The sequence below is a fragment of the Planomonospora antibiotica genome (assembly GCF_014647955.1).
GTDB lineage: Bacteria > Actinomycetota > Actinomycetes > Streptosporangiales > Streptosporangiaceae > Planomonospora > Planomonospora parontospora.
This window is the reverse complement of sequence record NZ_BMQE01000001.1, coordinates 386,548-408,003: the sequence shown is the minus strand read 5'-3', so window position 1 is coordinate 408,003 and position 21,456 is coordinate 386,548. Positions and strand designations below refer to the sequence as shown.

21 protein-coding genes are annotated in these 21,456 nt (G+C 74.6%); 9 read left to right on the top strand and 12 right to left on the bottom strand.

Annotated elements, in window-relative coordinates; translation table 11 throughout:
* Positions 1–280: 280 nt before the first annotated feature.
* The 3 genes from IEZ06_RS01880 to IEZ06_RS01870 all read right to left on the bottom strand — a co-directional run bounded on the left by IEZ06_RS01880 (position 281) and on the right by IEZ06_RS01870 (position 2,257).
* Positions 281–964, bottom strand: a complete 684-nt coding sequence (locus tag IEZ06_RS01880) for a pentapeptide repeat-containing protein (protein ID WP_189234875.1) — start codon at positions 962–964, stop codon at positions 281–283.
* A gap of 460 nt (positions 965–1,424) precedes the next feature.
* A complete protein-coding gene (locus IEZ06_RS01875; protein ID WP_189234874.1) occupies positions 1,425–1,784 on the bottom strand; it encodes an arsenate reductase family protein in 360 nt (119 codons plus the stop codon).
* The gene (locus tag IEZ06_RS01870) at positions 1,781–2,257 is read right to left on the bottom strand and encodes a YbaK/EbsC family protein (RefSeq protein WP_189234873.1); all 477 of its coding nucleotides are present in this window, start codon (positions 2,255–2,257) and stop codon (positions 1,781–1,783) included. The genes IEZ06_RS01875 and IEZ06_RS01870 overlap by 4 nt, the downstream gene beginning before the upstream one ends.
* 121 nt (positions 2,258–2,378) lie before the next feature.
* Between IEZ06_RS01870 and IEZ06_RS01865 the strand changes: the two genes are divergently transcribed.
* The 3 genes from IEZ06_RS01865 (at position 2,379) to IEZ06_RS01855 (ending at position 4,731) form a co-directional block, all read left to right on the top strand.
* Positions 2,379–3,188 (top strand): L,D-transpeptidase family protein, encoded by an 810-nt coding sequence (locus IEZ06_RS01865; protein WP_229797703.1) that lies wholly within the window; start codon positions 2,379–2,381, stop codon positions 3,186–3,188.
* 326 nt (positions 3,189–3,514) lie between these two features.
* A complete protein-coding gene (locus tag IEZ06_RS01860) occupies positions 3,515–3,961 on the top strand; it encodes an SAV_6107 family HEPN domain-containing protein (protein ID WP_189234872.1) in 447 nt (148 codons plus the stop codon).
* 218 nt (positions 3,962–4,179) lie between these two features.
* Positions 4,180–4,731, top strand: a complete 552-nt coding sequence (locus IEZ06_RS01855; protein WP_189234871.1) for a GNAT family N-acetyltransferase — start codon at positions 4,180–4,182, stop codon at positions 4,729–4,731.
* A gap of 91 nt (positions 4,732–4,822) precedes the next feature.
* Here IEZ06_RS01855 and metF read toward each other — a convergent pair whose 3' ends face one another.
* Entirely contained in the window at positions 4,823–5,770 is a 948-nt protein-coding gene (metF, locus tag IEZ06_RS01850) for a methylenetetrahydrofolate reductase [NAD(P)H] (RefSeq protein ID WP_189234870.1), read from the bottom strand.
* A 101-nt stretch (positions 5,771–5,871) separates the two neighbouring features.
* Between metF and IEZ06_RS01845 the strand changes: the two genes are divergently transcribed.
* Positions 5,872–6,939 (top strand): polyprenyl synthetase family protein, encoded by a 1,068-nt coding sequence (locus tag IEZ06_RS01845; protein ID WP_068894212.1) that lies wholly within the window; start codon positions 5,872–5,874, stop codon positions 6,937–6,939.
* A 103-nt stretch (positions 6,940–7,042) separates the two neighbouring features.
* Here IEZ06_RS01845 and thiE read toward each other — a convergent pair whose 3' ends face one another.
* Genes thiE through IEZ06_RS01830 form a run of 3 tightly spaced genes read right to left on the bottom strand, consistent with a single transcriptional unit; the run spans position 7,043 to position 9,278 of the window.
* Positions 7,043–7,687: a thiamine phosphate synthase gene (gene thiE, locus IEZ06_RS01840; protein WP_189234869.1), complete on the bottom strand. Its 645-nt coding sequence runs from the start codon at positions 7,685–7,687 to the stop codon at positions 7,043–7,045.
* Positions 7,665–8,039 (bottom strand): Rv2175c family DNA-binding protein, encoded by a 375-nt coding sequence (locus tag IEZ06_RS01835; RefSeq protein WP_068894214.1) that lies wholly within the window; start codon positions 8,037–8,039, stop codon positions 7,665–7,667. The genes thiE and IEZ06_RS01835 overlap by 23 nt, the downstream gene beginning before the upstream one ends.
* A 60-nt stretch (positions 8,040–8,099) precedes the next feature.
* The gene (locus IEZ06_RS01830; RefSeq protein WP_189234868.1) at positions 8,100–9,278 is read right to left on the bottom strand and encodes an NAD(P)/FAD-dependent oxidoreductase; all 1,179 of its coding nucleotides are present in this window, start codon (positions 9,276–9,278) and stop codon (positions 8,100–8,102) included.
* Positions 9,279–9,580: 302 nt separating this feature from the next.
* Here IEZ06_RS01830 and thiO point away from each other — a divergent pair, with 302 nt between their 5' ends.
* The 5 genes from thiO (at position 9,581) to pgeF (ending at position 14,863) form a co-directional block, all read left to right on the top strand.
* Positions 9,581–10,906, top strand: a complete 1,326-nt coding sequence (thiO, locus tag IEZ06_RS01825; RefSeq protein ID WP_189234867.1) for a glycine oxidase ThiO — start codon at positions 9,581–9,583, stop codon at positions 10,904–10,906.
* Positions 10,903–11,103 (top strand): sulfur carrier protein ThiS, encoded by a 201-nt coding sequence (gene thiS, locus IEZ06_RS01820; protein WP_189234866.1) that lies wholly within the window; start codon positions 10,903–10,905, stop codon positions 11,101–11,103. Before thiO ends, thiS begins: the two co-directional genes overlap by 4 nt.
* Before the next feature lie 118 nt (positions 11,104–11,221).
* Entirely contained in the window at positions 11,222–11,980 is a 759-nt protein-coding gene (locus tag IEZ06_RS01815) for a thiazole synthase (protein ID WP_189234915.1), read from the top strand.
* Between the two features lie 85 nt (positions 11,981–12,065).
* Positions 12,066–14,024 (top strand): Stk1 family PASTA domain-containing Ser/Thr kinase, encoded by a 1,959-nt coding sequence (gene pknB / locus IEZ06_RS01810; protein ID WP_189234865.1) that lies wholly within the window; start codon positions 12,066–12,068, stop codon positions 14,022–14,024.
* 113 nt (positions 14,025–14,137) lie between these two features.
* On the top strand, positions 14,138–14,863 hold the full coding sequence (pgeF, locus tag IEZ06_RS01805; RefSeq protein ID WP_229797702.1) for a peptidoglycan editing factor PgeF: 726 nt from the start codon (positions 14,138–14,140) through the stop codon (positions 14,861–14,863).
* 52 nt (positions 14,864–14,915) lie between these two features.
* Here the strand turns inward: pgeF and IEZ06_RS01800 are convergent, their stop codons facing one another.
* The 5 genes from IEZ06_RS01800 to IEZ06_RS01780 all read right to left on the bottom strand — a co-directional run bounded on the left by IEZ06_RS01800 (position 14,916) and on the right by IEZ06_RS01780 (position 21,428).
* Positions 14,916–17,042 carry a tetratricopeptide repeat protein gene (locus tag IEZ06_RS01800; protein WP_189234864.1) on the bottom strand — a complete coding sequence of 709 codons (2,127 nt, stop codon included), beginning with the start codon at positions 17,040–17,042 and terminating at the stop codon, positions 14,916–14,918.
* Entirely contained in the window at positions 17,029–17,439 is a 411-nt protein-coding gene (locus IEZ06_RS01795) for a hypothetical protein (RefSeq protein ID WP_189234863.1), read from the bottom strand. The genes IEZ06_RS01800 and IEZ06_RS01795 overlap by 14 nt, the downstream gene beginning before the upstream one ends.
* Positions 17,440–17,560: 121 nt before the next feature.
* Positions 17,561–18,508 carry an allantoicase gene (gene alc, locus IEZ06_RS01790; RefSeq protein ID WP_189234862.1) on the bottom strand — a complete coding sequence of 316 codons (948 nt, stop codon included), beginning with the start codon at positions 18,506–18,508 and terminating at the stop codon, positions 17,561–17,563.
* A 118-nt stretch (positions 18,509–18,626) separates the two neighbouring features.
* Positions 18,627–19,919, bottom strand: coding sequence for an allantoinase AllB (gene allB, locus IEZ06_RS01785; RefSeq protein WP_229797701.1), 1,293 nt, complete (start codon positions 19,917–19,919; stop codon positions 18,627–18,629).
* A 198-nt stretch (positions 19,920–20,117) separates the two neighbouring features.
* The gene (locus tag IEZ06_RS01780) at positions 20,118–21,428 is read right to left on the bottom strand and encodes a glycerate kinase (RefSeq protein ID WP_203871706.1); all 1,311 of its coding nucleotides are present in this window, start codon (positions 21,426–21,428) and stop codon (positions 20,118–20,120) included.
* Positions 21,429–21,456 lie beyond the last annotated feature (28 nt).

The following is a 21,456-nucleotide window of genomic DNA, read 5'->3' as shown; positions in this document are numbered from 1 at the left end:
CGCGGGGTGCGGTGCTTTATACGCCGGCAGGACCACCGGCCCGCCTCCGTGCATCCCTGGCGCGCCGTACCGATGCGGGCCGTAGCGTCTTGCTCTCCGGCCGCCGAGCGCTCTCGCCGTCGCTGAAGCGATCCGTCCAGGATCGTTCAGGGCGGCTCGCCGTCGCCTGCGGCCATCCTGGCGGGAAGGAGCTCAGGGCCGGGCGCCGCAGGGAGCCCTGCCGGGAACCAGGGCGGGAACGGGGAGTCCGGTCCCGTGTCGACGGCACGAACCAGAACTTTCAGTCTTCGATGGTGATGCCCATCGCGCTCGCGAGGCTGTAGACCAGGCCCTGGGCGTCCCGGCTCGTGATGGTCACTCCCCTGAGGCTGAGGACGCCGCCGATCCTCAGCAAGGTGCAGTCGACGAACCTCGCACCCTCCATCTGCGCGTTGGAGAACTGCGCTCCCGTCAGCTCACAACGCTCGAACCGCACACCTCGGAGATCCGCGTTCTGGAAATTGACCTCGATCATCGTGCAGTCACGGAAAACGGCGTTCTTGAAAGTTGAGAACCTGAAGCCCGCCAGGTCAGCGCGACAGCCGTCGAACATCACGTCCCGGAACGTGCATTCGGACCAGGTCATACCGGTCAACCGGCTCGCCGACACCCGGGCCCGGTGCATCGACGAGGTCCTGGCCACCATGTTCGACAGGTCGCACCGCTCCATCTCCACGTCGGAGAAGCCCGCCCGGCGCATCTCCGCTCCGGAGAGGCGCACATCGACGAGACGACACCCCTCGAAGTCGACCGCGTCCGCCGGCTGGGACGCCAGGTCCACGCCCGTGAACTCCATCGAGCGGTACGTGCCGTCGTCCTCGATCCCGCCCCCGGGAAGCACGGCCGGGCTGAGCGACGCGGGCATCCTGGGCGCGAGCGGTTCTTTCAGCCGTGATGAGTACACGGAAGCAGGGCGGGAGGGCATGGACGAAGCGTAGCCCCGGCGCCAGCGATCACATTCCCCCGAAAACGGTCCCGTTCCCGCCCTGGTTCCCGGCAGGGCTCCCTGCGGCGCCCGGCCCTGAGCTCCTTCCCGCCAGGATGGCCGCAGGCGACGGTGAGCCGCCCTGAACGATCCTGGACGGATCGCTTCAGCGACGGCGAGAGCGCTCGGCGGCCGGAGAGCAAGACGCTACGGCCCGCATCGGTACGGCGTGCCAGGGATGCACGGAGGCGGGCCGGTGGTCCTGCCGGCGTATAAAGCACCGCACCCCGCGCGCCCGGGCCCAGGCCGGAGGCCGGAAACCACCAGACATCAGCTGCGACGGCCGGCAGGACCACCGGCCCGCCGCAGTGCGCACCCACCCCGACCACCACCGAACCACCGGGCCACCGGGCCACCGGGCCACCGAACCACCACAGCACGGGACCCGCCGTTCAGCCGGTCAGGAACCGTCCTTGAGGAGGGCTTCCAGGGCCTCCCCGTCGCGGGCGATCACGGCGCGGCCGTCGTCGGTGAGCACTATGGGGCGCTGGATCAGGACCGGGTCGGCGGCCAGGAGGGCGATCCACTCGTCGCGGTCACGCGGCCGCTCCGCCAGCCCGAGCTCCCGGGCGCGGGCCTCCCCCATCCGGGTGACGTCCCACGGCTGCAGGCCGAGCCGGTCGAGGACCTCGGTGAGCTCCGCGACCGTGGGCGGGTCGTCCAGGTAACGGCGGACGGTCACGTCCCTGCCGGCGCCGGCGAACGCGTCGAGGGCGCAGCGGCTCTTGGAGCAGCGCGGGTTGTGCCAGACGGTGGTCACGCGACCTCCGCCGGGACGCCGCCGGTGATGCGGAGCAGCTCGTCGTAGGAGGTGGGGAAGACGCTGTGCGGATGGCCCGCGGCGGCCCAGACCACCTCGTGCGCCTTCAGCCAGGTATCGACCAGGGTGCGGATCGGGGCCGGGTGGCCGATCGGGGCGACGCCGCCGATGGGCTGGCCGGTGGCCGCGCGGACCAGCTCCGGTGTGGCCCGCCGTACCTCGGCCGCGCCGACCGTCTCGGCGACCAGGTCGGTGTCGACGCGGTGGGCCCCGCTGGTGAGCACCAGGAGCGGTTCGCCGTCGGCGTCGAAGACGAGGCTGTTGGCGATGGCGCCGACCTCGCAGCCGAGTTGCGCGGCGGCGGTCGCGGCGGTGGGAGTGGCCTGCGGGAACACGACGATCTCTCCGGAGACGCCGTGCTCGCGCAGGGCGGCGGCGACCTTCTCGATGTTCGGATGCAACTTTTCTGGCACCCGGCCACTCTAAACAGATTGCCGGCCGGTCACCTCTTCATAACCGGCCGAGGGTGCATCCTGAAGGTGCGCTATGTTCCGTTGATCCGATTTATCCAGCGGTGTGAGGGGATGAAGTCACGTGGAGGTTGGACGGCGGCTCGGAGTGGCCGCGCTCATGGCGGGAGCGGTGCTCCTGTCCTCCTCCGGCGCCGCGGACGCGGTGTCCGCCGCCCCGGCGGTCCCGGTCGCCGCGGTGAAGGCCGCGTTCGCGGCGGAGACCGCGACGGCCGAGCCGGCTCCCTTCACCGCGCCGGGCAAGACGCTCAGGGTCGGCGCCAAGGGGGTCGCGGTCAAGGCGCTGCAGACCCGGTTGACGGAGCTCGGCTACCACCCGGGCCGGATCGACGGCCGGTACGGCGGGGCGACCCAGGCCGCGGTGTGGGCGTTCCAGAAGGTCAACGGCCTCAAGCCGGCGGGCACCGTCACCCGGCGCACCTGGGCCGCGCTGGAGGCCCCGCGGACCCCCAGGGTCCTGGTGCCCAAGGGCAGGCCGACACGCGTGGAGATGAACCTCACCACCCAGGTGATGGTGCTCTACGTCGGCGGGCGGGTGAAGCTGATCAGCCACACCTCCTCGGGCAGCGGGGTCCCCTACTGCGAGACGGCCACCTGGCAGGGCAGGACGCAGAAGTTCTGCGGTGACGCCCGAACGCCGACGGGCGACTACAGGACGACCTGGCGCCGGGACGGCTGGCACCGGTCCTACCTGGGCCAGCTGTACAACCCGATCTTCTTCAACGGCGGCATCGCCTTCCACGGCGCGCTCTCGGTCCCGCTGACGCCGGCCTCGCACGGGTGCGTGCGCCTGCCGATGCACGTGGCCGAGGTCCTGCCCGGCCTGCTCGGCACGGGGGTGCCGGTCCACGTCCGGGGCAGGTTCACCCGGTAACCGCGGCCGTTCGCAGAACACCGGCCCCGGGAGATATCGATCTCCCGGGGCTTTCCGTTTCACAGAGAGATCGAACTTCTGTTCGTCGACATACTTGACAGCATCGATGATCGAATTTATGTTCGATGTAGTGACGTGGGACTCGCGGCTCACGTTGAGGGCGGCCGACCTGACCCCGCCTCCGCCGGAGGCGGGGTCAGGTCGGGACGGACGGGGAGAGGGGAAGCTCCTCGTCCGGCCGCCCGGCGGAACTGTCGGTGGGGTCTGCGAACGTGGCACCACCGGCCAGACTGCCGGGAGCCGCTTGCGACCAAGGAGGCGGAAGCATGACCCCACGGTTCGACGGCCCCGCCGGGCCCCGGTTGTCGCCCACGGTGCGGACACGCCTGGCCGACGCGCGCGACTGCCTGGAGGAGGCGGCGAGCGCCCGCACCTCGGCCATGCGCTATGTCTCGGCGCACCTGGCGGCGCTCCGGGCTGCGGCGGCCGTCCTGGCCGCCCGCCCCAAGCCGATGGACGGCCGCCGGCGCAGGCTGCGCAGCGCCTGGGAGCTGCTTCCCGAGGCCGAGCCCAGGCTGGCCGACTGGGCGCCCTATTTCGAGGTGAGCGCCGCCAAGCGGGCCTCGATCGAGGCCGGGATGACCCACGCCGTGTCGGCCCGCGACGCCGAGGAGCTGATCTCCGAGGCGGAGCGGTTCGTCGTGGCGGTGGAGGAGATGCTCGGCGTGCCGGTCCAGCCCGCTCTCCCGGGCCGCGTCCCCCTGGCGGGGTAGGCGCCCGAGGTCCTCCCCGTGCGCTCCCGGACGGCGGCGAGGGCCGTGGCGGGAGCCGGACGCCTCCGTCCGGCGACAGGTCGGCCGTCCCGGCCCGACGACCGCGTCCATCCCGGCCCCGAGGCCGGATCGTTCGCGAACCCCGGGTAAAAGAAGCCGAACGTCCCGTTAGCCGTTTTCCTCGAATCCGGCCAGATCGCCCCTGCTAGGGTGCGACGGTGATCGGACTGCGACGAGTCGGCCCCGACGAGTTCGTCTCTCGGCTGGATTCCGTTCTCGACATCTACACGGCGGCGATGGCCCCTCCCACCGATCAGCTGTCCGGCCGGAAGACGATAATGGGCAACCACGCCACCCACCCCGGCTTCACCTGCCTGTTCGCCGAGCTCGCCGACGGGACCCCGGTCGGCCTCGCCTACGGCTTCCACGGCGTCCCGGGGCAGTGGTGGCACGACGTGGTCCACCAGGCCGTCGCCGAACGGCGCGGCGAGACCAGCGCGCGCGACTGGCTGGGCGACGCCCTGGAACTCGCCGAGGTCCACGTCCACCCCGACCACCAGGGAAAGGGCGTCGGCAGGGCCCTGGTCCTGAACGTGTGCGAAGGACGGCCGGAACGCACGGTCGTGCTGTCCACCCGCGACCTGCCCACCGCGGCCCGGCACCTCTACCGGAGCATCGGCTTCGTGGACCTGCTCACCGCGTTCGTCTTCCCCGGGGGGTACGAGCGTTACGCGATCGCCGGAGCCATGCTCCCGCTGCCCTCCGGCTGACACCACGGGGACACCGCCGGGGCGCCGCGCCCCCGCCGGCGGGGGATCATCCGCGTCGGCGCGGCTCCCCGGCCGGGGGCGCACGGCGGGCTCACCCGGTGAGCGAGGCGGTCTCCGGAACGTGGTCGGGGGCCGCGTGGTCGAGGGCGCGGAAGACCTCGCGCGTCGCGCTGGAGCGGTTGAAGGTGATGAAGTGGATGCCGGGCGCGCCCTCGTCGAGGAGGGTCCGGCAGAGCTCGGCGGCGTGCTCGATGCCGAGGGCGCGCACGGCGGCGGGGTCGTCGGAGACGGCCTCGAACCGCGCGGCCACCTCGGGCGGGAACGGGGCGCCGGAGAGCTGCTCGGAGCGGGCGATCGTGCTCATCTGGGTGACGGGCATGATGCCGGGGATGATCGGGGTGTCGCAGCCCCTGGCCGCCACCCGGTCGCGCAGCCGCAGGTAGTCCTCCGCCCGGAAGAACATCTGGGTGATGGCGTAGTCGGCGCCCGCCCGGCACTTGCGGACGAAGTACTCGGTGTCGGCCTCGACCGAGACCGACCTCGGGTGCTTGTAGGGGAACGCGGCGACGCCCACGCAGAAGTCACCGGACTGACGGATCAGCCGGACCAGGTCCTCGGCGTAGAGCACCCCCTCGGGGTGGCGCACCCACTCCCCCGTCGGATCGCCGGGCGGGTCGCCCCGCACGGCGAGGATGTTGCGCACGCCCGCCCCGGCGAACCGGCCGATCAGGTGGCGCAGCTCGCGGATCGAGTGGTCGACGGCGGTGAAGTGCGCCACCGGGGTCAGCGTGGTCTCGTGGGCGATCCGCTCCACGATCTCGACCGTGCGGTCCCGGGTCCCGCCGCCCGCGCCGTAGGTGACGGAGACGAACGTGGGACGCAGCGACTCCAGCTCCCGGATCGCGCGCCAGAGCTGCCGCTCCCCCTCGGCGTTCTTCGGCGGGAAGAACTCGAAGGAGAACGACCGGCCACCTGCGGCGAGAAGCTCGCGGACGGTGGGCACGCGGTCGGGAAGGATTGAGGGGCGACCCAGAGCCATGCCCCTAGCCTACTGGTCCGGCCGCCGGGCGGACCGCCGTCACCGGGCCGGGCCAGCCCCGCTTGATCCGCGTCCGGTACCCGGCCCGATAATCTCTGGGTATGCCCACTTCCGCAGCCCTGCTGGACACCATCCGCTCCGAAGTGGATCGTTCGCTGAGAGGTTTCCTCGATCGGCAGCGTCCCCTGGTCAGCGCGCCCGAGATCGCCCCTCTCGTCGCCGCGGCCGAGGACTTCCTCTCCGGTGGGAAACGACTCCGCCCGGCGTTCTGCTACTGGGGCTGGCGGGGGGCGGGCGGCGGCGACGATCCGGCGCTCTTCACCGCGGCCGCCTCCCTGGAGCTGCTCCAGGCCAGTGCACTCGCCCACGACGACGTGATGGACGCCAGCGACCTGCGCCGGGGCATGCCGTCGGCGCACCGCCGGTTCCAGGCGATGCACGAGAAGGAGGGCTGGAGCGGCTCGGCCGAGCAGTTCGGCGAGAACGCCGCGATCCTGCTGGGGAACCTGCTGCTGGTGTGGTCCGGTGAGATGTGGCGGACCAGCGGCCTGCCTCCGGCCGCCCTGGCCGCGGCCCAGCCGGTCTACGACCACATGCGCACGGAGCTCATGTGCGGCCAGTACCTCGACCTGCTGGAGCAGGTCCGCGGCGCGAGCACCTTCGACAGCGCGCTGCGGGTCGCGCTGTTCAAGAGCGGCAAATACTCGGTGGAGCAGCCCCTCCGGCTCGGCCTGGTGCTGGCCGCGCGCGGGCGCGAGCCGTGGATCGACCGCCTCTGCGAGGAGTACGGCCGCAACGTCGGCATCGCCTTCCAGCTGCGTGACGACATCCTCGGCGTGTTCGGCGATCCGGCGGAGACCGGCAAACCCGCGGGCGACGACCTGCGCGAGGGCAAGCGGACGATGCTCATCGCCCGCGCGCTCGCCGCGGCCTCGCCCACCCAGGCGGAGGAGGTCCGTCTCACCTTGGGCGACCCGGAGCTGGAGAGGGGCGGGGTCGACCGGCTGCGCCGGGTGATCGAGGAGACCGGGGCCCTCGCCGCCTGCGAGAAGCTGATCGACGACTATCTCGGGCAGGCGCTGCGCTCGCTGGACGACGCCCCGATCACGCCGGAGGCCCGGACGGCCCTGGCCGACCTGGCCGTGGCCGCGACCGCCCGGCGGACCTGACCGGCGGGCCCGGCCGCACCGGACCTCGACCCGGCACGGCCGCACGGCACACTTGGTCCGAACCCGGTGCGGCCCCGCCCGGCGCGCCGGGCCGGGCCGCCCGTCAGCGGTGCGGCGCCGCGAGCCTCCGCTGGAACTCCTCGGCGGCCGCCTTCGGGTCGTCCGCCTCGGTGATGGCCCGCACCACCACGACCCGGCGCACGCCGTACGACATGACCTCGTCCAGGTTGGCGAGGTCGATGCCGCCGATGCCGAACCACGGGCGGTCCGTTCCCAGCGACGCGGCGTGCGCGAGCAGGGGCGGTCCGGGCGCGTGGCGTCCGGGTTTGGTGGGTGTGGGCCAGATCGGGCCGCAGCAGAAGTAGTCGACTCCGGGCTCGGCGGCCGCGGCGGAGACCTCCTCGGGGGCGTGAGTGGAACGCCCGATCAGGATGTCGTCGCCGAGGATGTCCCGCGCGACGTGCACCGGCAGGTCGCCCTGGCCGAGATGGAGCACGTCCGGACGGGCGGCGTGGGCGATGTCCGCCCGGTCGTTGACCGCCAGGAGCCTGCCGTGCCGGTCGCAGGCGTCGCGGAAGACCTCCAGGAGCGCGAGCTCCTCACGCGCCTCCAGCCCCTTCTCGCGCAGCTGCACGATGTCGACGCCGCCCGAGAGGGCGGCGTCGAGGAACTCCGCGAGGTCGCCCCGGTCCCGGCGGCCGTCGGTGCACAGGTAGAGGCGCGCGTCAGAAACCGAGGGTCTGGGCACGCCGCTTGACTTCGGTGTGGCGGCCGGCGCGGATCGCGTCGACCGGCGACCCGGGCAGGGTCTCGTCGGGGGTGAACAGCCAGCGGAGCGCCTCGACGTCGTCGTATCCCGCGTCGAGCAGCACGGTGAGCGTGCCCGGCAGGCCCTTGACGACGTCGCCTCCGGCGATGAACGCGGCGGGCACCTGGGGCTCACCACCGCCCCGCCGGACTCCGATGATCTTGTGGTCCTTGAGGAGCTGCTTGGCGCGACCGGCACTGAGGTCGAGTCTCCTGGCGACCTCGGTCAAGGTGAGCCACTCGCCCACCAGTTCGTCGGTTTCCCGGTCGATCTGCGCAACAGAAAGCGTCACGAACCCACCACTACCACATTGAGCCCTTCACCAAACACCTCGCGGCATCTCACGGTGCGGTCACACCGCCGTACAGTCGCGCAACGCTACAGCAGGATCGGCCAGACGATCGACGTCGAGGTGCTGGCCGCCCTCGATGAGGCGGCGCCCCTGCATCAGGTCGCGGGGGAGGTTCACCGCCAGGACCGCGGCGAGCGTGCCCTCGCCGGTCACCCAGCAGGCCGACCACCGGGTGCCGGCGGGGTCGCCGCGCATGACGAGGCGGGCGCCGGCGTGGTGCCCGGCGTACTGCACCATGTGGCCGAACTGCTCGGACCAGAAGTACGGGACCGGGTCGTAGACCGCGCCGTCCCCGGGACCGCCCAGCAGCGTGGCCGCGGCCACCTCGGGGGAGTTCAGCGCGGTGTCCCAGTGCTCCACCCGCAGGCGGCGGCCGTACCTGCGCGACCACCAGGCCGCGCAGTCGCCCACGGCGACCACCCCGGGCAGGGCGGTGCGCAGGTGCTCGTCGGTGACGACCCCGTCGTCCAGCTCGATCCCGGAGCCGGCCAGCCAGTCCACCGAGGGACGCACCCCGATGCCGGTGACGACGACGTCGGCCTCGACCGTGGAGCCGTCGACGAGGGTGAGCCCGCCGGGGTCGACGGAGGCCACCATCGTGCCCGTCCGCAGGTCGATGCCGGCCCGGTCGTACCAGGGGGCGGTGTGGGTCCCCACGGGGCCGAGCGCGGCGGCCAGCGGGCACTCGGCGGCCTCCACGACGGTCACCTCGCAGCCGGCCCTGCGCGCGGCCGTGGCGACCTCCGCGCCGATCCAGCCCGCGCCGACGACGGCGACCCTGCGCCCCTGGCGGAGCAGGGCGCGCAGCGCGAGCGCGTCGTCGATGGTGCGCAGCACGTGCTGCGGGCCCTCCCCGCGCAGCCGGATCGGGCTCGCGCCGGTGGCGATGACCAGCGCGTCGTAGGCCAGCTCGCCCTCGGTCGTCTCCAGCACGCCCGCCCGCAGCCCCTTGGCGGCCACCCCGGGGCGGTGGTCCACCGCCAGCGCGCCCAGGTCGGAGTCGACGACGGTGGAGTCGATCTCGCCGAGCAGCACCGCCTTGGACAGCGGCGGACGGTCGTAGGGCCGGTGCGGCTCCTCCCCGATCAACGTGATCGCACCACCGAACCCGTGCGCCCTCAGCGCCTCGACACTCCGCACCCCGGCCAGGCCGGCGCCCACCACCACGACATGATTCACACTTCATGACCCTAAGCGGCGGGGCCGACCTCGGCCATCAGGTCCCCGATAACGAAAACGGCATTTACCTCACATCCCGTCGATAAGTGTGCTCCACAAGCCCTTAAGGTGGGGGCGTAAGACGCGCGGGAGCCCGGCACGCACCGGGCTGAGAGGAGGGCGACGGACCTGCCGGACCGGTGGGCCCGCGGTGCGCGGCACGCGCTCCGCCGGGCGTACGGGCTCCACGGCGCGGCCGTCGGCGGGCCCTCGACCGCCAGGAACCTGATCCGGATCATGCCGGCGAAGGGAGCGGAGCATCCATGCCGCACGAGACCGCAGTGCCGGCGCCCCCTGCACCGACCGCGTCCGCCGGACCCCCGGCGCCCGGCGGGCAGTCCGCGGCCGCCCCGCCGTCCGTCTCCGCGTCCGCCCGGCCGGCCGCGTCCACCGCGGCGGCGGACGCGTACGACCTCGTCGTCGTCGGCGGCGGGGTCGTCGGCCTCTCCACCGCCTGGCGTGCGGCCCGCCGGGGGCTGCGCGTGGCTGTGGCCGACCCCGCCCCCGCCTCCGGCGCCTCGCACGCCGCGGCGGGCATGCTGGCGCCGGTCAGCGAGGTCACCTACACCGAGGAGCCGCTGCTCCGGCTGGGCCTGGCCTCGCTGGCCCGCTGGCCCGCCTTCGCGGCCGAACTCGCCGCCGACAGCGGCCTGGGGGCGGACGCCCTCGACTACCGCACCGACGGCACGCTGGAGGTCGCCTTCGGCTCCGACGACCTGGCGGCCCTGGACGAGCTGGCGGCGTTCATGGGCGTGCTGGGGCTGCCGGTCGAGCGGCTGACGGGCCGGGAGTGCCGCCGGCTGGAGCCGATGCTCGCCCCCGCCGTCCGCGGCGGCCTGCTGGCCCGCGGGGACGCCTGGGTGGACCCCCGCCGGGTCACCGCGGCGCTCCTGGCCGCGCTGGAGCGCCGCGGCGTTCCCGTGGTGCGCGACCGGGCGGCCGCGCTGGAGCGCTCCGGCGGCGCGGTCACCGGCGTACGGCTCGCACCCGGCACCGGTGCCGGTGCCGGTGAGGCCGCCGCCGGCGGCGGCCGGGTGCTCCGCGGTGACCGGGTGGTCCTGGCGACCGGGGCCTGGTCGGGGACCGCGCTGGAAGGGCTGCCCGACCAGGCGCTCCCGCCGGTCCGGCCGGTCAAGGGGCAGATCATGCGGCTGCGTTCCGCCGAACCGGTGCTCTCGCGGTGCGTGCGCGGGGCCGTGCACGGCGCGCGGGTCTACCTGGTCCCGCGCGGCGACGGGGAGCTGGTCCTCGGCGCCACCCAGGAGGAGCTCGGCTTCGACACCCGCGTGACCGCCGGCGGCCTGTGGGAGCTGCTGCGCGACGCGCGGGAGCTGGTCCCGGGCGTGACCGAGCTGGAGGTGTCCGACGTGACGGCCGGGCTGCGCCCCGGCACGCCGGACAATCTGCCGCTGGTCGGCCCCTCGGCCCTGCCCGGCCTGCTGATGGCCACCGGGCACCACCGGGGCGGCGTCCTGCTCGCCCCGCTCACCGCCGACCTCCTCCTCGGGGAGTCCGGCGATCCCGAAGGACTGGCGGCCCTCTGCTCGCCTCTCCGTTTCCAGGAGCACCGTTTCCAGGAGCAGTCTTGAACGTGACGATCAACGGCACCCCGCACGAGCTGCCCGCGGGGGCCAGTGTGGCGCAGGCCGTACGGAGGCTGACCGACGCCGGGAGCGGCGTGGCCGTGGCGGTGAACGACGAGGTCGTCCCGCGGGGCGCGTGGGGTTCCACCGCGCTCGCCGAGAGCGACCGCGTCGAGGTGCTCACCGCGGTGCAGGGAGGGTGACGTGAGCGGCGGCCGAGGCGGCGGAGACCGGAGGGCCGGCGGGGGAAGAGACGGGATCGGAGACGTGGACGGCATGGACGGCATGGACGGCGTGAGCGGCATGAGCGGCATGAGCGGCATGGACGACGGGCTGGTCATCGGCGGGGAGAAGTTCTCCTCGCGGCTCATCATGGGCACCGGGGGCGCTCCTTCGCTGGAGGTGCTGGACGGCGCGCTCGCCGCGTCGGGCACCGAGCTGACCACGGTCGCGATGCGGCGGCTGGACCCGTCCGCCCGGGGGTCGGTGCTGGACGTGCTGCGCCGGCGCGGCATCAAGGTGCTGCCCAACACCGCGGGCTGCTTCACCGCAGCCGAGGCCGTGCTGACCGCCCGGCTGGCCCGGGAGGCGCTGGAGACCGACTGGGTCAAGCTGGAGGTCATCTCCGACGAGCGCACCCTGCTGCCCGATCCCATCGAGACCTTCGACGCGGCCGAGCGGCTGGTCGCCGACGGTTTCACGGTCCTGCCGTACATCGGCGACGATCCCGCCCTGGCTCGGCGGCTGGAGCAGGCGGGCTGCGCGGCGGTGATGCCGCTGGGCGCACCCATCGGGTCCGGGCTGGGCATCCGCAACCCGCACAGCATCGAGCTCATCGTCGAGGCCGCGGGCGTGCCGGTGATCCTGGACGCCGGGATCGGTACGGCCAGCGACGCGGCGCTGGCGATGGAGCTGGGCTGCGACGCGGTGCTGCTGGCCACGGCGGTGACCAGGGCGCAGCGGCCGGAGCTGATGGCGCGGGCCATGCGGGCGGCGGTGGACGCGGGCCGGGCGGCCCGGCTGGCCGGACGGATCCCCCGTCGCCGGTACGCGGAGGCATCATCCCCCATGAATCCATAAAGATCCGGATAAAACTGGCGGCTCTGCGCATCGGTTTGGAACACCCCGACCATGCGGACCGCAAAACGCCCCTAAACTCGGGCGGGTGGACACGACGCCAACCGATCCCCTCGTCGGGAGACTCCTCGACGGGCGTTACCGCGTCGAGTCCCGGATCGCCCGGGGCGGCATGGCGACCGTCTACCTGGCCCTGGACGTCCGGCTCGACCGCACGGTCGCCGTCAAGGTGATGCACCGCGGGCTCGCCGAGGACCCCGCCTTCGTGCGCCGGTTCATCGGCGAGGCCAAGTCGGTGGCGAGCCTGTCGCACCCCAACGTGGTGCAGGTCTTCGACCAGGGCACCGACGGCGACGTCGTCTACCTGTCGATGGAGTACGTCCCGGGGCGCACCCTGCGCGACGTGCTCCGCGACCGGGGCAGGCTGCCCGCCCGCGAGGCCCTGGAGGTCATGATCCCGGTGCTCGCCGCCCTGGGCGCCGCGCACCAGGCCGGGCTGGTCCACCGCGACGTCAAGCCGGAGAACGTCCTGCTCGCCGACGACGGGCGCGTCAAGGTCGTGGACTTCGGCCTGGCCCGCGCGGTCGAGGCGACCAACCAGACGCGCACCGGCGTCATGATCGGCACCATCGGCTACATGTCGCCCGAGCAGGTGACCTCCGGCGCCGCCGACGCGCGCAGCGACGTCTACGCGGCCGGGATCATGCTGTTCGAGCTCCTCACCGGCCGCCAGCCGTACGAGGGCGAGACCCCGATGTCGATCGCCTACCGGCACGTCCACGACACCGTGCCGGTGCCCTCCGCCCTGCTGCCGGGCTCCCCGCCGCTGCTGGACACCCTGGTGGCCCAGGCCACCGCCCGCGACCCGGCGACCCGCCCGGCGGACGCCAAGGCGCTGCTGGTCGCCGCGGTGGACGCGCACCGCATGCTCCCCAGGGAGAGCGGCCCGATCCCCTCGGCCCCCGTCCCGCCGCTCCCGCTCCCGTCCGGCCCGCTCTCCCCGGCGTACGGCGTCGCGGCCCATCCCGCGCCGCCCAACCCGACGCTGGTCCAGCCCCGCGCCGAGGTGCTGACCGGGCCCGCCGCGGGCGGCGCCCCGCCCGTGCCCGAGCCGCGCGGGGGCCGGAAGCGCGGGAGCTGGGTCCTGCTGACCGCGCTGGCCCTGGTGATGGTCGCCGCGGTCGGCGTGACCGGCTGGCTGTTCTCCCGGGAGACCACGGTCGTGGTGCCCAGCCTGATCGAGCAGAACGTCACGCTCGCCGCGAGCGAGGCCCGCCAGAAGGGCTTCACCGTCGAGATCGGGCCGGCCGAGCACGACGAGAAGGTGCCCAAGGACGTCGTGCTGCGCACCGTGCCCGCCGCGGGCGCCGAGGTGAAGCCCGGCGCCAGGCTGACCCTCATCGCCTCGGCGGGCCCCAAGCGGGTGAACGTGCCCAACGTGGTCGGCCTGGAGCTCAACGCGGCCCGGGAGAAGATCGCCGCGGCCGGGTTGACCGTCGACGACGTCAAGAAGGTGGCCAGCGAGACCGTCCCGCGCGGCCAGGTGATGAAGACCAGCCCTGCCGTGGGCAACCGGGTCAAGGAGGGCAGCAAGGTCGACCTCTACGTGAGCGCGGGCCTGCTGATGCCCGACGTCATGGGGATGCACCGCGACCAGGCCAGGACCGTCCTGGAGAGCGCCGGCTTCGTGCCCGAGTTCGTCGAGCAGACCGACTCCGCCCAGCCGTGCACGGTCATCGCCCAGGACCCCCGCGCCGGCGCGGAGGTCGACCGGGGCGCGGTGGCCCGGATGACCCTGTCGGCCTGCAACAACGGCGAGTGGCACTGGCCCTGGGAGAACAACGGCGAGAACGCCAACGAGGACGGCAACGTCATCGTCATCCCCAACGTGGTCTACAAGGACGTCCGGGCCGCGCGCGACGAGCTGAGCGCGGCCGGATTCCGGGTGAAGGTGAAGAAGGGGCTGAACCGGGGCCGGGTCCTGGCGCAGCTCCCGCCGGGCGGGCAGCAGGTCCCCCAGGGCACCCAGGTCACCCTCTGGCACTGATACCCGCCCGGGACCGGGAGCGGTCGGCCGGGCGGACCGGAGCGCGCCGGTCCCGCTCCGGCCCCGTCCCCCGGGCCGGGCTCGCGGTGCGCCCGCCCTGGTAGCCTCCCCCGGTGAACCGCATCCAGCTCGCCCCCGGCGTCCAGGCCGCATTCACCGACCGGCACGGCGGGGTGAGCGCCGAGCCGTACGACAGCCGCAACCTCGGCGGGGCCGTCGGGGACGACCCGGGGGCGGTGCTGCGCAACCGGGACAAGACGGCCGCCGACCTCGGGGTGGATCCGGCCCGCGTGGTGTTCATGCGCCAGGTCCACGGAGCCGACGCACGCTATGTCACCGGGCCGTTCGGGGAGGACCCCCCGCCGCTGGACGCCGTCCTCACCGATGTCCCCGGGCTGGCGCTGTGCGTGCTGGTGGCCGACTGCGCCCCGGTGCTGGTGGCCGACCCGGTCGCCGGGATCGTGGGGGCGGCGCACTCCGGGCGGCCCGGCACCGTGGCCGGGGTGGTGCCCGCGCTGGTCGCGGCGATGGCGGAGCGCGGGGCCGAACCGGCGCGGATGACCGCCCTCGTCGGGCCGTCGGCGTGCGGACTCTGCTACGAGGTCCCCGCCGCGATGCGGGACGAGGTGGCCGCGGCGGTGCCCGAGGCCCGGTCCACCACCCGCCGGGGCACGCCCGCCGTGGACGTGCGGGCGGGCATCGCCGCGCAGCTCGCCGGGGCCGGGGTCGGCGACGTACGGCACGACGACCGCTGCACGATCGAGTCGCCCGAGCTGTTCTCCCACCGCAGGCGGCGTCCGACCGGCCGGTTCGCCGGCTACGTCTGGCTGGAGGGCTGAGCCCACCCGCTCCGGGTTCCGCCGGATGCCCGCGGACGACGGCCGGGCGGCGTCATGCGAGGCCCGCCGCCCGACGGGCCTCGGCCAGATTGCTCCGGCTGACCAGCGTCCGGGGGTGCTCCGGGCCCAGCACCCGCTCGCGGACCTCCAGGACACGTTCGTGCAGGAGGACGGCGTCGTCCGGACGGCCCGCCGCCAGATAGGCGCCGGCCAGATTGCTCCGGCTGATCAGCGTATGGGGGTGCTCGGGGCCGAGGACCCGCTCACGGGTGGCCAGGACGTCCTGGCACAGGGAGATCGCCTCCTCCGGACGGCCCGCCTCCCGGTAGGCGTTGGCCAGGTTGTTGCGGCTGACCAGCGTGTCCGGGTCATCGGGGCCGAAGGTCCGTTCGCGGACGTCCAGAACGGCCCGGTACAGCAGGAGGGCATCGTCCAGGCGACCGGTCTCCTCGTAGACGCTGGCCACCTTGTCAGCGCTGGTCAAGGTCTCCCGGTGGGCCCCGCCCAGGAGGCGGGCACGATCCGCCCAGGTGCGTTCGTGCAGCGGGACGGCCTCGGCCAGACGGCCCGCCGCCCGGTAGGCCTCGGCCAGGCCGTAGCGGTTGGCCAGGGCGTAGGGGTGGTCCGGTCCCAGGACCCGTTCGCCGTCGGCCCAGGTGCGTTCGTACAGCGGGACGGCCTCGGCCAGACGGCCCGCCGCCCGGCAGGCCTCGGCCAGGAAGTAACGGCCGATCACGGTGTCGGGATGGCCGTCACCCAGCACCCGCTCGTAGTCGCCCAGCAGGTCCCGCAGCAGGGGAAGGGCCCGGGCGAAGTCGGCGAGCTCGGCCAGGCGGATGCCGCACTCGCCGCGCCGGCCCATCAGGGCGGGGGTCAGCAGGCCTGCGGACCGGGCGACGGCGTACAGGACGTCGATGTGCTCGTGCAGGGTCTCCACCTCGGCGCGGGCGCCCCAGACCGCGGCGCCGTACGGGACCGAGGAGGCGAACGCCTCCAGCAGGCCCGTGGCGTCGTCGACGGCTCGCCGGAGCCGGTCATCGTGGTGGGCGCGCTCGCGCAGGACGCGCTGGACCAGGCGGTGCATGAGAACCGCTGAGCCGTCCGCGCTGAAGCCGATCAGAGCGGCGTCGGCCAGATCGGCCAGGATCTCGTCGAGCCGCTCCCCGGCCGTCTCCCCGGCGGAGCCGGAAGGCGTGCCCGCCGGGTTCGCCGCGGCGTGCAGCAGGGTGCGGGGGATGCCCGCCGGCGACAGCACCGCCAGCGTCTCCAGTGTCTCCCTGGCGCCCTCGACGGAGCCTTCGGCCTGGGCCACCGACAGCAGGATCGCCTGCGCGGTGCCGGCCGGGTAGGCGTCTTCGGCCCGGCTGCGCAGGTGCTGCTCCAGCGGGAACGACCGAAGCCTCTGCAGGTAGCCCGCATACGTGAGGTGGCGGCGGGAGACGAACGACGCCGCCTGGGCCAGTGCCAGCGGCAGGTGGCCGAGCTCGGCGGCGAGCTCGGCGGCGCCGTCCGCGTCGTCCCGGCCGGTGCGCTCGGCCAGGTACGCCCGCGCCTGACCGGGGGTGAAGACCTCGACCTCGACCGTGGCGCAGTGTCGGCCGAAGGCGCGGTTGCGGGAGGTGACGAGCACCCGGACGGCGCCGGTGGCCGGGCACCAGCGCCGTACCAGTGCCACGTCGGCGGCGTTGTCGAACACCACCAGTCCCGGCTCGGTGCAGGCGGCCAGCCATGCCCTGGCTCTGCGCGCGGCGGTGGCGGCGTCGTCGTCGGCGCCGCGCACGCCCAGCCGGGTGGCCAGGGCGTCCAGTCCGGCCAGGATCCGGTCTTCGGTCTCGGCCGAGATCCAGATGATCAGCGGCCAGCCGGCCGCCTGGCGGTCCCAGGCGTAGGAGGCGGCCAGCAGGGTCTTCCCGACTCCGGGGGCACCGATCACCGCGCAGACCGCCGCCGCTCCCCTCACTCCGGCGTGGGCGGCGTGCACGCGAGCCAGGAGGTCCTCGCGCGGCTGGAAGGCGGGGGGCGGCCCCGGGATGTCGTCGCCCTCGACGATCCGACCGGGCGCGGGCTCGGGCCGCGGGTAATGGTGGTGGTGCTCTTCTCTCCCGACGTTCTTGCCGATGACCTCGCCGTTGAAGGTGCCGCCGGAGAAGTCGACGTGGTCGCCGTCAGCCGCGCGCATCGGATCCTCCCCGCGGATCGGCCGCGGAGGCGGGACCGGTGACGGACTTGCCGGTGACGGGGCCGTTGAAGGTGCCGCCGGAGAAGTCGACGTGGTCACCGCCGTAGGCACGCGCGGGAGGCGCCGGCGCCTCGGGCCGCTCAGCGGTGGCCGCGGGCTCCGGCCGTCCCCGCGGCCCCGCCGCGGGTGGACCGGTCTCCGGTACGGCGGGCGCGCCGGTGAGCCGCTGCCCGGCCAGGAGCGCGGCCGCCGACAGCGCGACCGCGGCCAGGCCCCAGCGCCAGTCCCACACACCGTCGTCGAGGATCTGGTTCGCGGCCACCGCCACCGCGACTCCCAGGAGCGCCGCGACCGCGAGCAGCGCGCCTCTCCGCCAGGACGTACGCCGATCCGCCATGTCCTCATCCTGACGGGCGGAGCGCGCGACCGCGATCCATGATGCCGAACCGCGACCGGTCTTTCCGCCCCGCACGGGCCGTCCCTCATGCCGCGCCGGCCGCCCGGTGCGCCGCGGCGGCTCAGCGGCTGAGGAGGCCGTGCAGTCGGACGCGGGCGAGGCCCCCGTCGGGGTAGACGTCGACCCTGACGTGGGTGGCGGCCGCGGCGCCGTCCAGGCGGAAGCGGTGCCGTGTGTCGGGCTGCAGGCGGGTCCGGGGCAGCAGCTCGAACTCCCGTCCGTCCGCCATCCCGGTGAGCGAGACCCAGCCGGGGGCGTTGAACACCAGGTTGGTGGTGTCGATCTCGGCGAGTCTCACGACTCCGGCGCCCGCCAGGCGGATGACCAGCCAGTCGTTGCCCCCGTCGCGGCGGCGGCGGGTCTCCCAGCCCTCGGCCTGGTTGCGGGCCGAGCCGGGGGCGATGACGTTGCCGGGCGAGGAGTAGAACCCGTCGGAGCAGCCGGTGACCAGCCCGCCGTTCTCCAGGGCGGCCAGGTCGAGGCCGAGGCCGTCGTAGACCGACAGATCGGGCCGGGCCTCCCCGTGCACGCGCAGGCGGGCGATGCCGCCGTCGGGGAACGCGTTCAGCCGGACGTACGTACGGCGGTGCCCGTCGGCGACCTCGAAGAGGTGCTCGGCGTCACCCGTCAGGGCGCTCCTCGGAACGATCTCCGTCCACTCGGCGGCCCGGAGCTCGGCGACCGTGGGATACCCCTCCACCGAGGCGGCCTCCACCGACGCGTAGGGCGGGTGGTTGCCGGTGAACCACGCGGTGTCGATCACGATGCCGCGGATCACGCCGGGCAGGCCGAGCCGGACCAGCGCCCAGTCGTGGCCCGGCTCGCGGCGGCGGCGGGTCTCCCAGCCGTCGTAGACCTGCCCCTTGGCGCCGAAGGTGTGCGGCTGGAAGGCGGGGCGCCCGGGGCGGATCAGGCTCTCCTTCTCGGCGAAGGACTCGTCACTGGCCGCGACGACCGAACCTCCGTGGGTGCGCAGGGCCAGGTCGGGCAGCGAGGTGAACGCCTTCACGGGAGAGCCTTTCCGGTGCGGGTGTGCCGCGGCGGCCGGTGGGGGCGTGCGGTCCCGGCGCGAGGCCGCCGTGGACGGGGCGGCCGGCGGAGGTGCGCGCCCCGATCCGGCCAGCCGGTCACAGGAGCCTGCCCAGGGGTGCCCCGCCCGCGATCCGGCCGCGCAGCCAGGTGGCGCGGACGACCCCCCGGAGCGTCCTGCCGTGGTACGGCGTGACCGGGTGCCGGTGGTGCAGGGCCGGGGCGTCCACGGTGCGGCTCGCACCGGGGTCGAAGGCGACCAGGTCGGCGTCGGCCCCCGCGGCGATGGCGCCCTTGCCGTCCAGTCCGGCCAGGGCCGCGGGGTTGCGGGCCATCCAGCGGACCACGTCGCCCAGGCCGTGGCCGCGCCGGGACGCCTCGGTCCACACCGCCGCGAGCCCCAGCTGCAGGGAGGAGATCCCGCCCCAGGCGGCGGCGAAGTCGGGCACCTTCAGGCCGGGGGGAGAGGGCGAGTGGTCGGAGACGACGCAGTCCAGCACCCCGTCGGCCAGACCCCTCCAGAGCGCGTCCCGGTTGTCCTCGGAGCGGATCGGCGGGCAGCACTTGAACGCGGTGTCGCCCTCCGGCACCTGCTCCGCGGCCAGGGTGAGGTAATGCGGGCAGGTCTCGGCGGTGATCCCGATCCCGGCCCGCCGGGCCCGGGCCAGCGGCTCCAGGCAGAGCGCGGACGACACGTGCAGGATGTGCGCCCGCGCGCCGGTCTCCCGCGCCATCCGGATCACCAGCTCGACCGCGCGGCGCTCGGCCTCGCCCGGCCGGGAGGCGAGGAACTCCGGGTAGGCGGGCCCGGCGGGCTCGGTGAGCAGCTCCGGGGCCTCCGCGTGCACGATCACCAGGCCGCCGAAGGAGGCGGCCTCCGCCAGCGCGGCCCGGAGCCCGGCGGCGTCCAGCGGCGGGAACTCCTCCACCCCCGACGGGGACAGGAAGCACTTGAAGCCGCGGACCCCGGCCTCGTGCAGGGGGCGCAGCCGGCCGAGGTTGCCGGGAACCGCTCCGCCCCAGAAGCCGACGTCGACCGCGCACCGCCCGGCCGCGGCCCGCCGCTTGGCGGCCAGCGCGGCCGGGTCCACGGTGGGCGGCAGCGAGTTGAGCGGCATGTCCACGATCGTGGTCACGCCGCCCGCGGCGGCGGCCCGGGTGGCGGTGGCGAAACCCTCCCAGTGCGTGCGGCCGGGCTCGTTGACGTGCACGTGGGTGTCGACGAGTCCCGGCAGCAGCGCGACGTCTCCCAGGTCGACCCGCTCGGCCGCCTCCGGGGCGGCGCCGGGGTCGTGCACCCCGGTGATCCCGCCGTCCCGTACCGCCACCGCCGCGGGCCGCTCCCCGTCGGGCAGCACCGCCCGGCGGGAGGTGATGACCAGATCGTGCACGGGTGTCCTCCAGCGGGTCCCGGGGGCGGAGCGGTCGAGCGGACCGGCCCGGACCGACCGGCCCACCCGGACCGGGCGGCCCGGGTGGGCCGGTCGGTTTGGGGTGAGCCGATCCTGTCCGGGCTGTTCAGGCGGTTCGCCCATGTCCGGGCGGTCTGGGTGAGTCGGCGGAGGTCGGTTCGGGGTGGGTAGGGGCGGTCAGAGCCAGTCGGCGGCCAGCTCGGCGGTGAGGCGTTCGAGCAGCGGGCCCGCCTCGGCCATGCAGCGCTCGGGGTCGGGCTCGACGTCCGTGAGGGCGTAGGCCGCCCGGATGCCGGCCTTGCGCAGCTCCTCGTCGCCGAGGGCGCGGCGGCCGCAGACCGCGACGACCGGGACTCCTTCCAGTCCCGCGGCGGCGGCGACCCCGGCCGGCGCCTTGCCGCGCAGGGTCTGCTCGTCCAGCGAGCCCTCCCCGGTGACCACCAGACGGGCCCCGGGGAGGGCTCGCTGGAAGCCGAGCAGGTCGAGCAGGTACTCGATGCCGGGGCGGATGTCGGCCCGCAGGAAGGCGACGGCGGCGAAGCCCACGCCTCCGGCGGCCCCGGCCCCCGGCTGCGCGGCGACGCCCATCGGCCGGACGACGCCGTCGTGCTCGATCGCGCCGGTCAGGCCGTGGGTGTGCGCGGCGACGGCGGCCAGGCGGGCCAGCGCGGCCTCCAGCAGCCTCACCTCCTCGCCGGTGGCGCCCTTCTGCGGCGCGTAGACGGCGGCGGCGCCGTACGGGCCGAGCAGCGGGTTGTCCACGTCGCAGGCCACCACGAACTCCACGCCGTCCAGCGGCACGAGCCCGGAGGTGTCGATCCGCGCCAGGTCCCGCAGGGCGGCTCCGCCGGGTGGCAGTTCCCGGCCGTCCGCGTCCAGGAAGCGCACGCCGAGCGCCGCCATCATCCCGGCGCCGCCGTCGGTGCAGGCGCTGCCGCCCAGGCCGAGGACGATCCGGCGGGCGCCGCGCCGTACGGCGTGCGCGATGAGCTCGCCGGTGCCGCGGCTGGTCGCGGTGAGCGGGGCGAGCCTGACCCCGCCGTGCGCGGCCGGGCCCCCCGGCCCGGGTGATCCCGGCGTCTGCCCGGAGGACGTCCCGGCGGGCGCCTCGGCCGGGATCACGGCAGGCGCCTCGGCGGGCGGCAGGCGCCGGAGGCCGGAGGCCTCGGCCAGCTCGATCACCGCCGTCGGCACCCCCGGCCCGGACGGATCGGACCCGTCCGGCGTGCCGGAGGGGTGCCAGGCGTAGGCGGCGCGGACCGGCTCGCCGACCGGCCCGGTCACCCGGACCTCCACCCGCTCGAACCCGCAGGCCACGACGGCGTCGACGGTCCCGTCGCCGCCGTCGGCCACCGGCAGCGCGACCACGGCGACATCCGGGTCGGACCGGCGCAGACCCGCCGCGACGCGGGCGGCGACCTCGGCTCCGGTCAGCGATCCCTTGAACTTGTCCGGGGCGATGACGATGTGCCCCGACGGCTCAGACAACCTTGCTCCCTGGTGGAGAATCACAGGG

Excerpts from the sequence above, each read along its gene's own strand:
- thiO (WP_189234867.1), top strand. The coding sequence starts at position 9,581 with ATGCCGCACGAGACCGCAGTGCCGGCGCCCCCTGCACCGACCGCGTCC.
- IEZ06_RS01800 (WP_189234864.1), bottom strand. The coding sequence starts at position 17,042 with ATGCGCGCGGCTGACGGCGACCACGTCGACTTCTCCGGCGGCACCTTC.
- IEZ06_RS01880 (WP_189234875.1), bottom strand. The coding sequence starts at position 964 with ATGCCCTCCCGCCCTGCTTCCGTGTACTCATCACGGCTGAAAGAACCG.
- IEZ06_RS01845 (WP_068894212.1), top strand. The coding sequence starts at position 5,872 with ATGCCCACTTCCGCAGCCCTGCTGGACACCATCCGCTCCGAAGTGGAT.
- IEZ06_RS01860 (WP_189234872.1), top strand. The coding sequence starts at position 3,515 with ATGACCCCACGGTTCGACGGCCCCGCCGGGCCCCGGTTGTCGCCCACG.
- metF (WP_189234870.1), bottom strand. The coding sequence starts at position 5,770 with ATGGCTCTGGGTCGCCCCTCAATCCTTCCCGACCGCGTGCCCACCGTC.
- IEZ06_RS01815 (WP_189234915.1), top strand. The coding sequence starts at position 11,222 with ATGGACGACGGGCTGGTCATCGGCGGGGAGAAGTTCTCCTCGCGGCTC.
- IEZ06_RS01795 (WP_189234863.1), bottom strand. The coding sequence starts at position 17,439 with ATGGCGGATCGGCGTACGTCCTGGCGGAGAGGCGCGCTGCTCGCGGTC.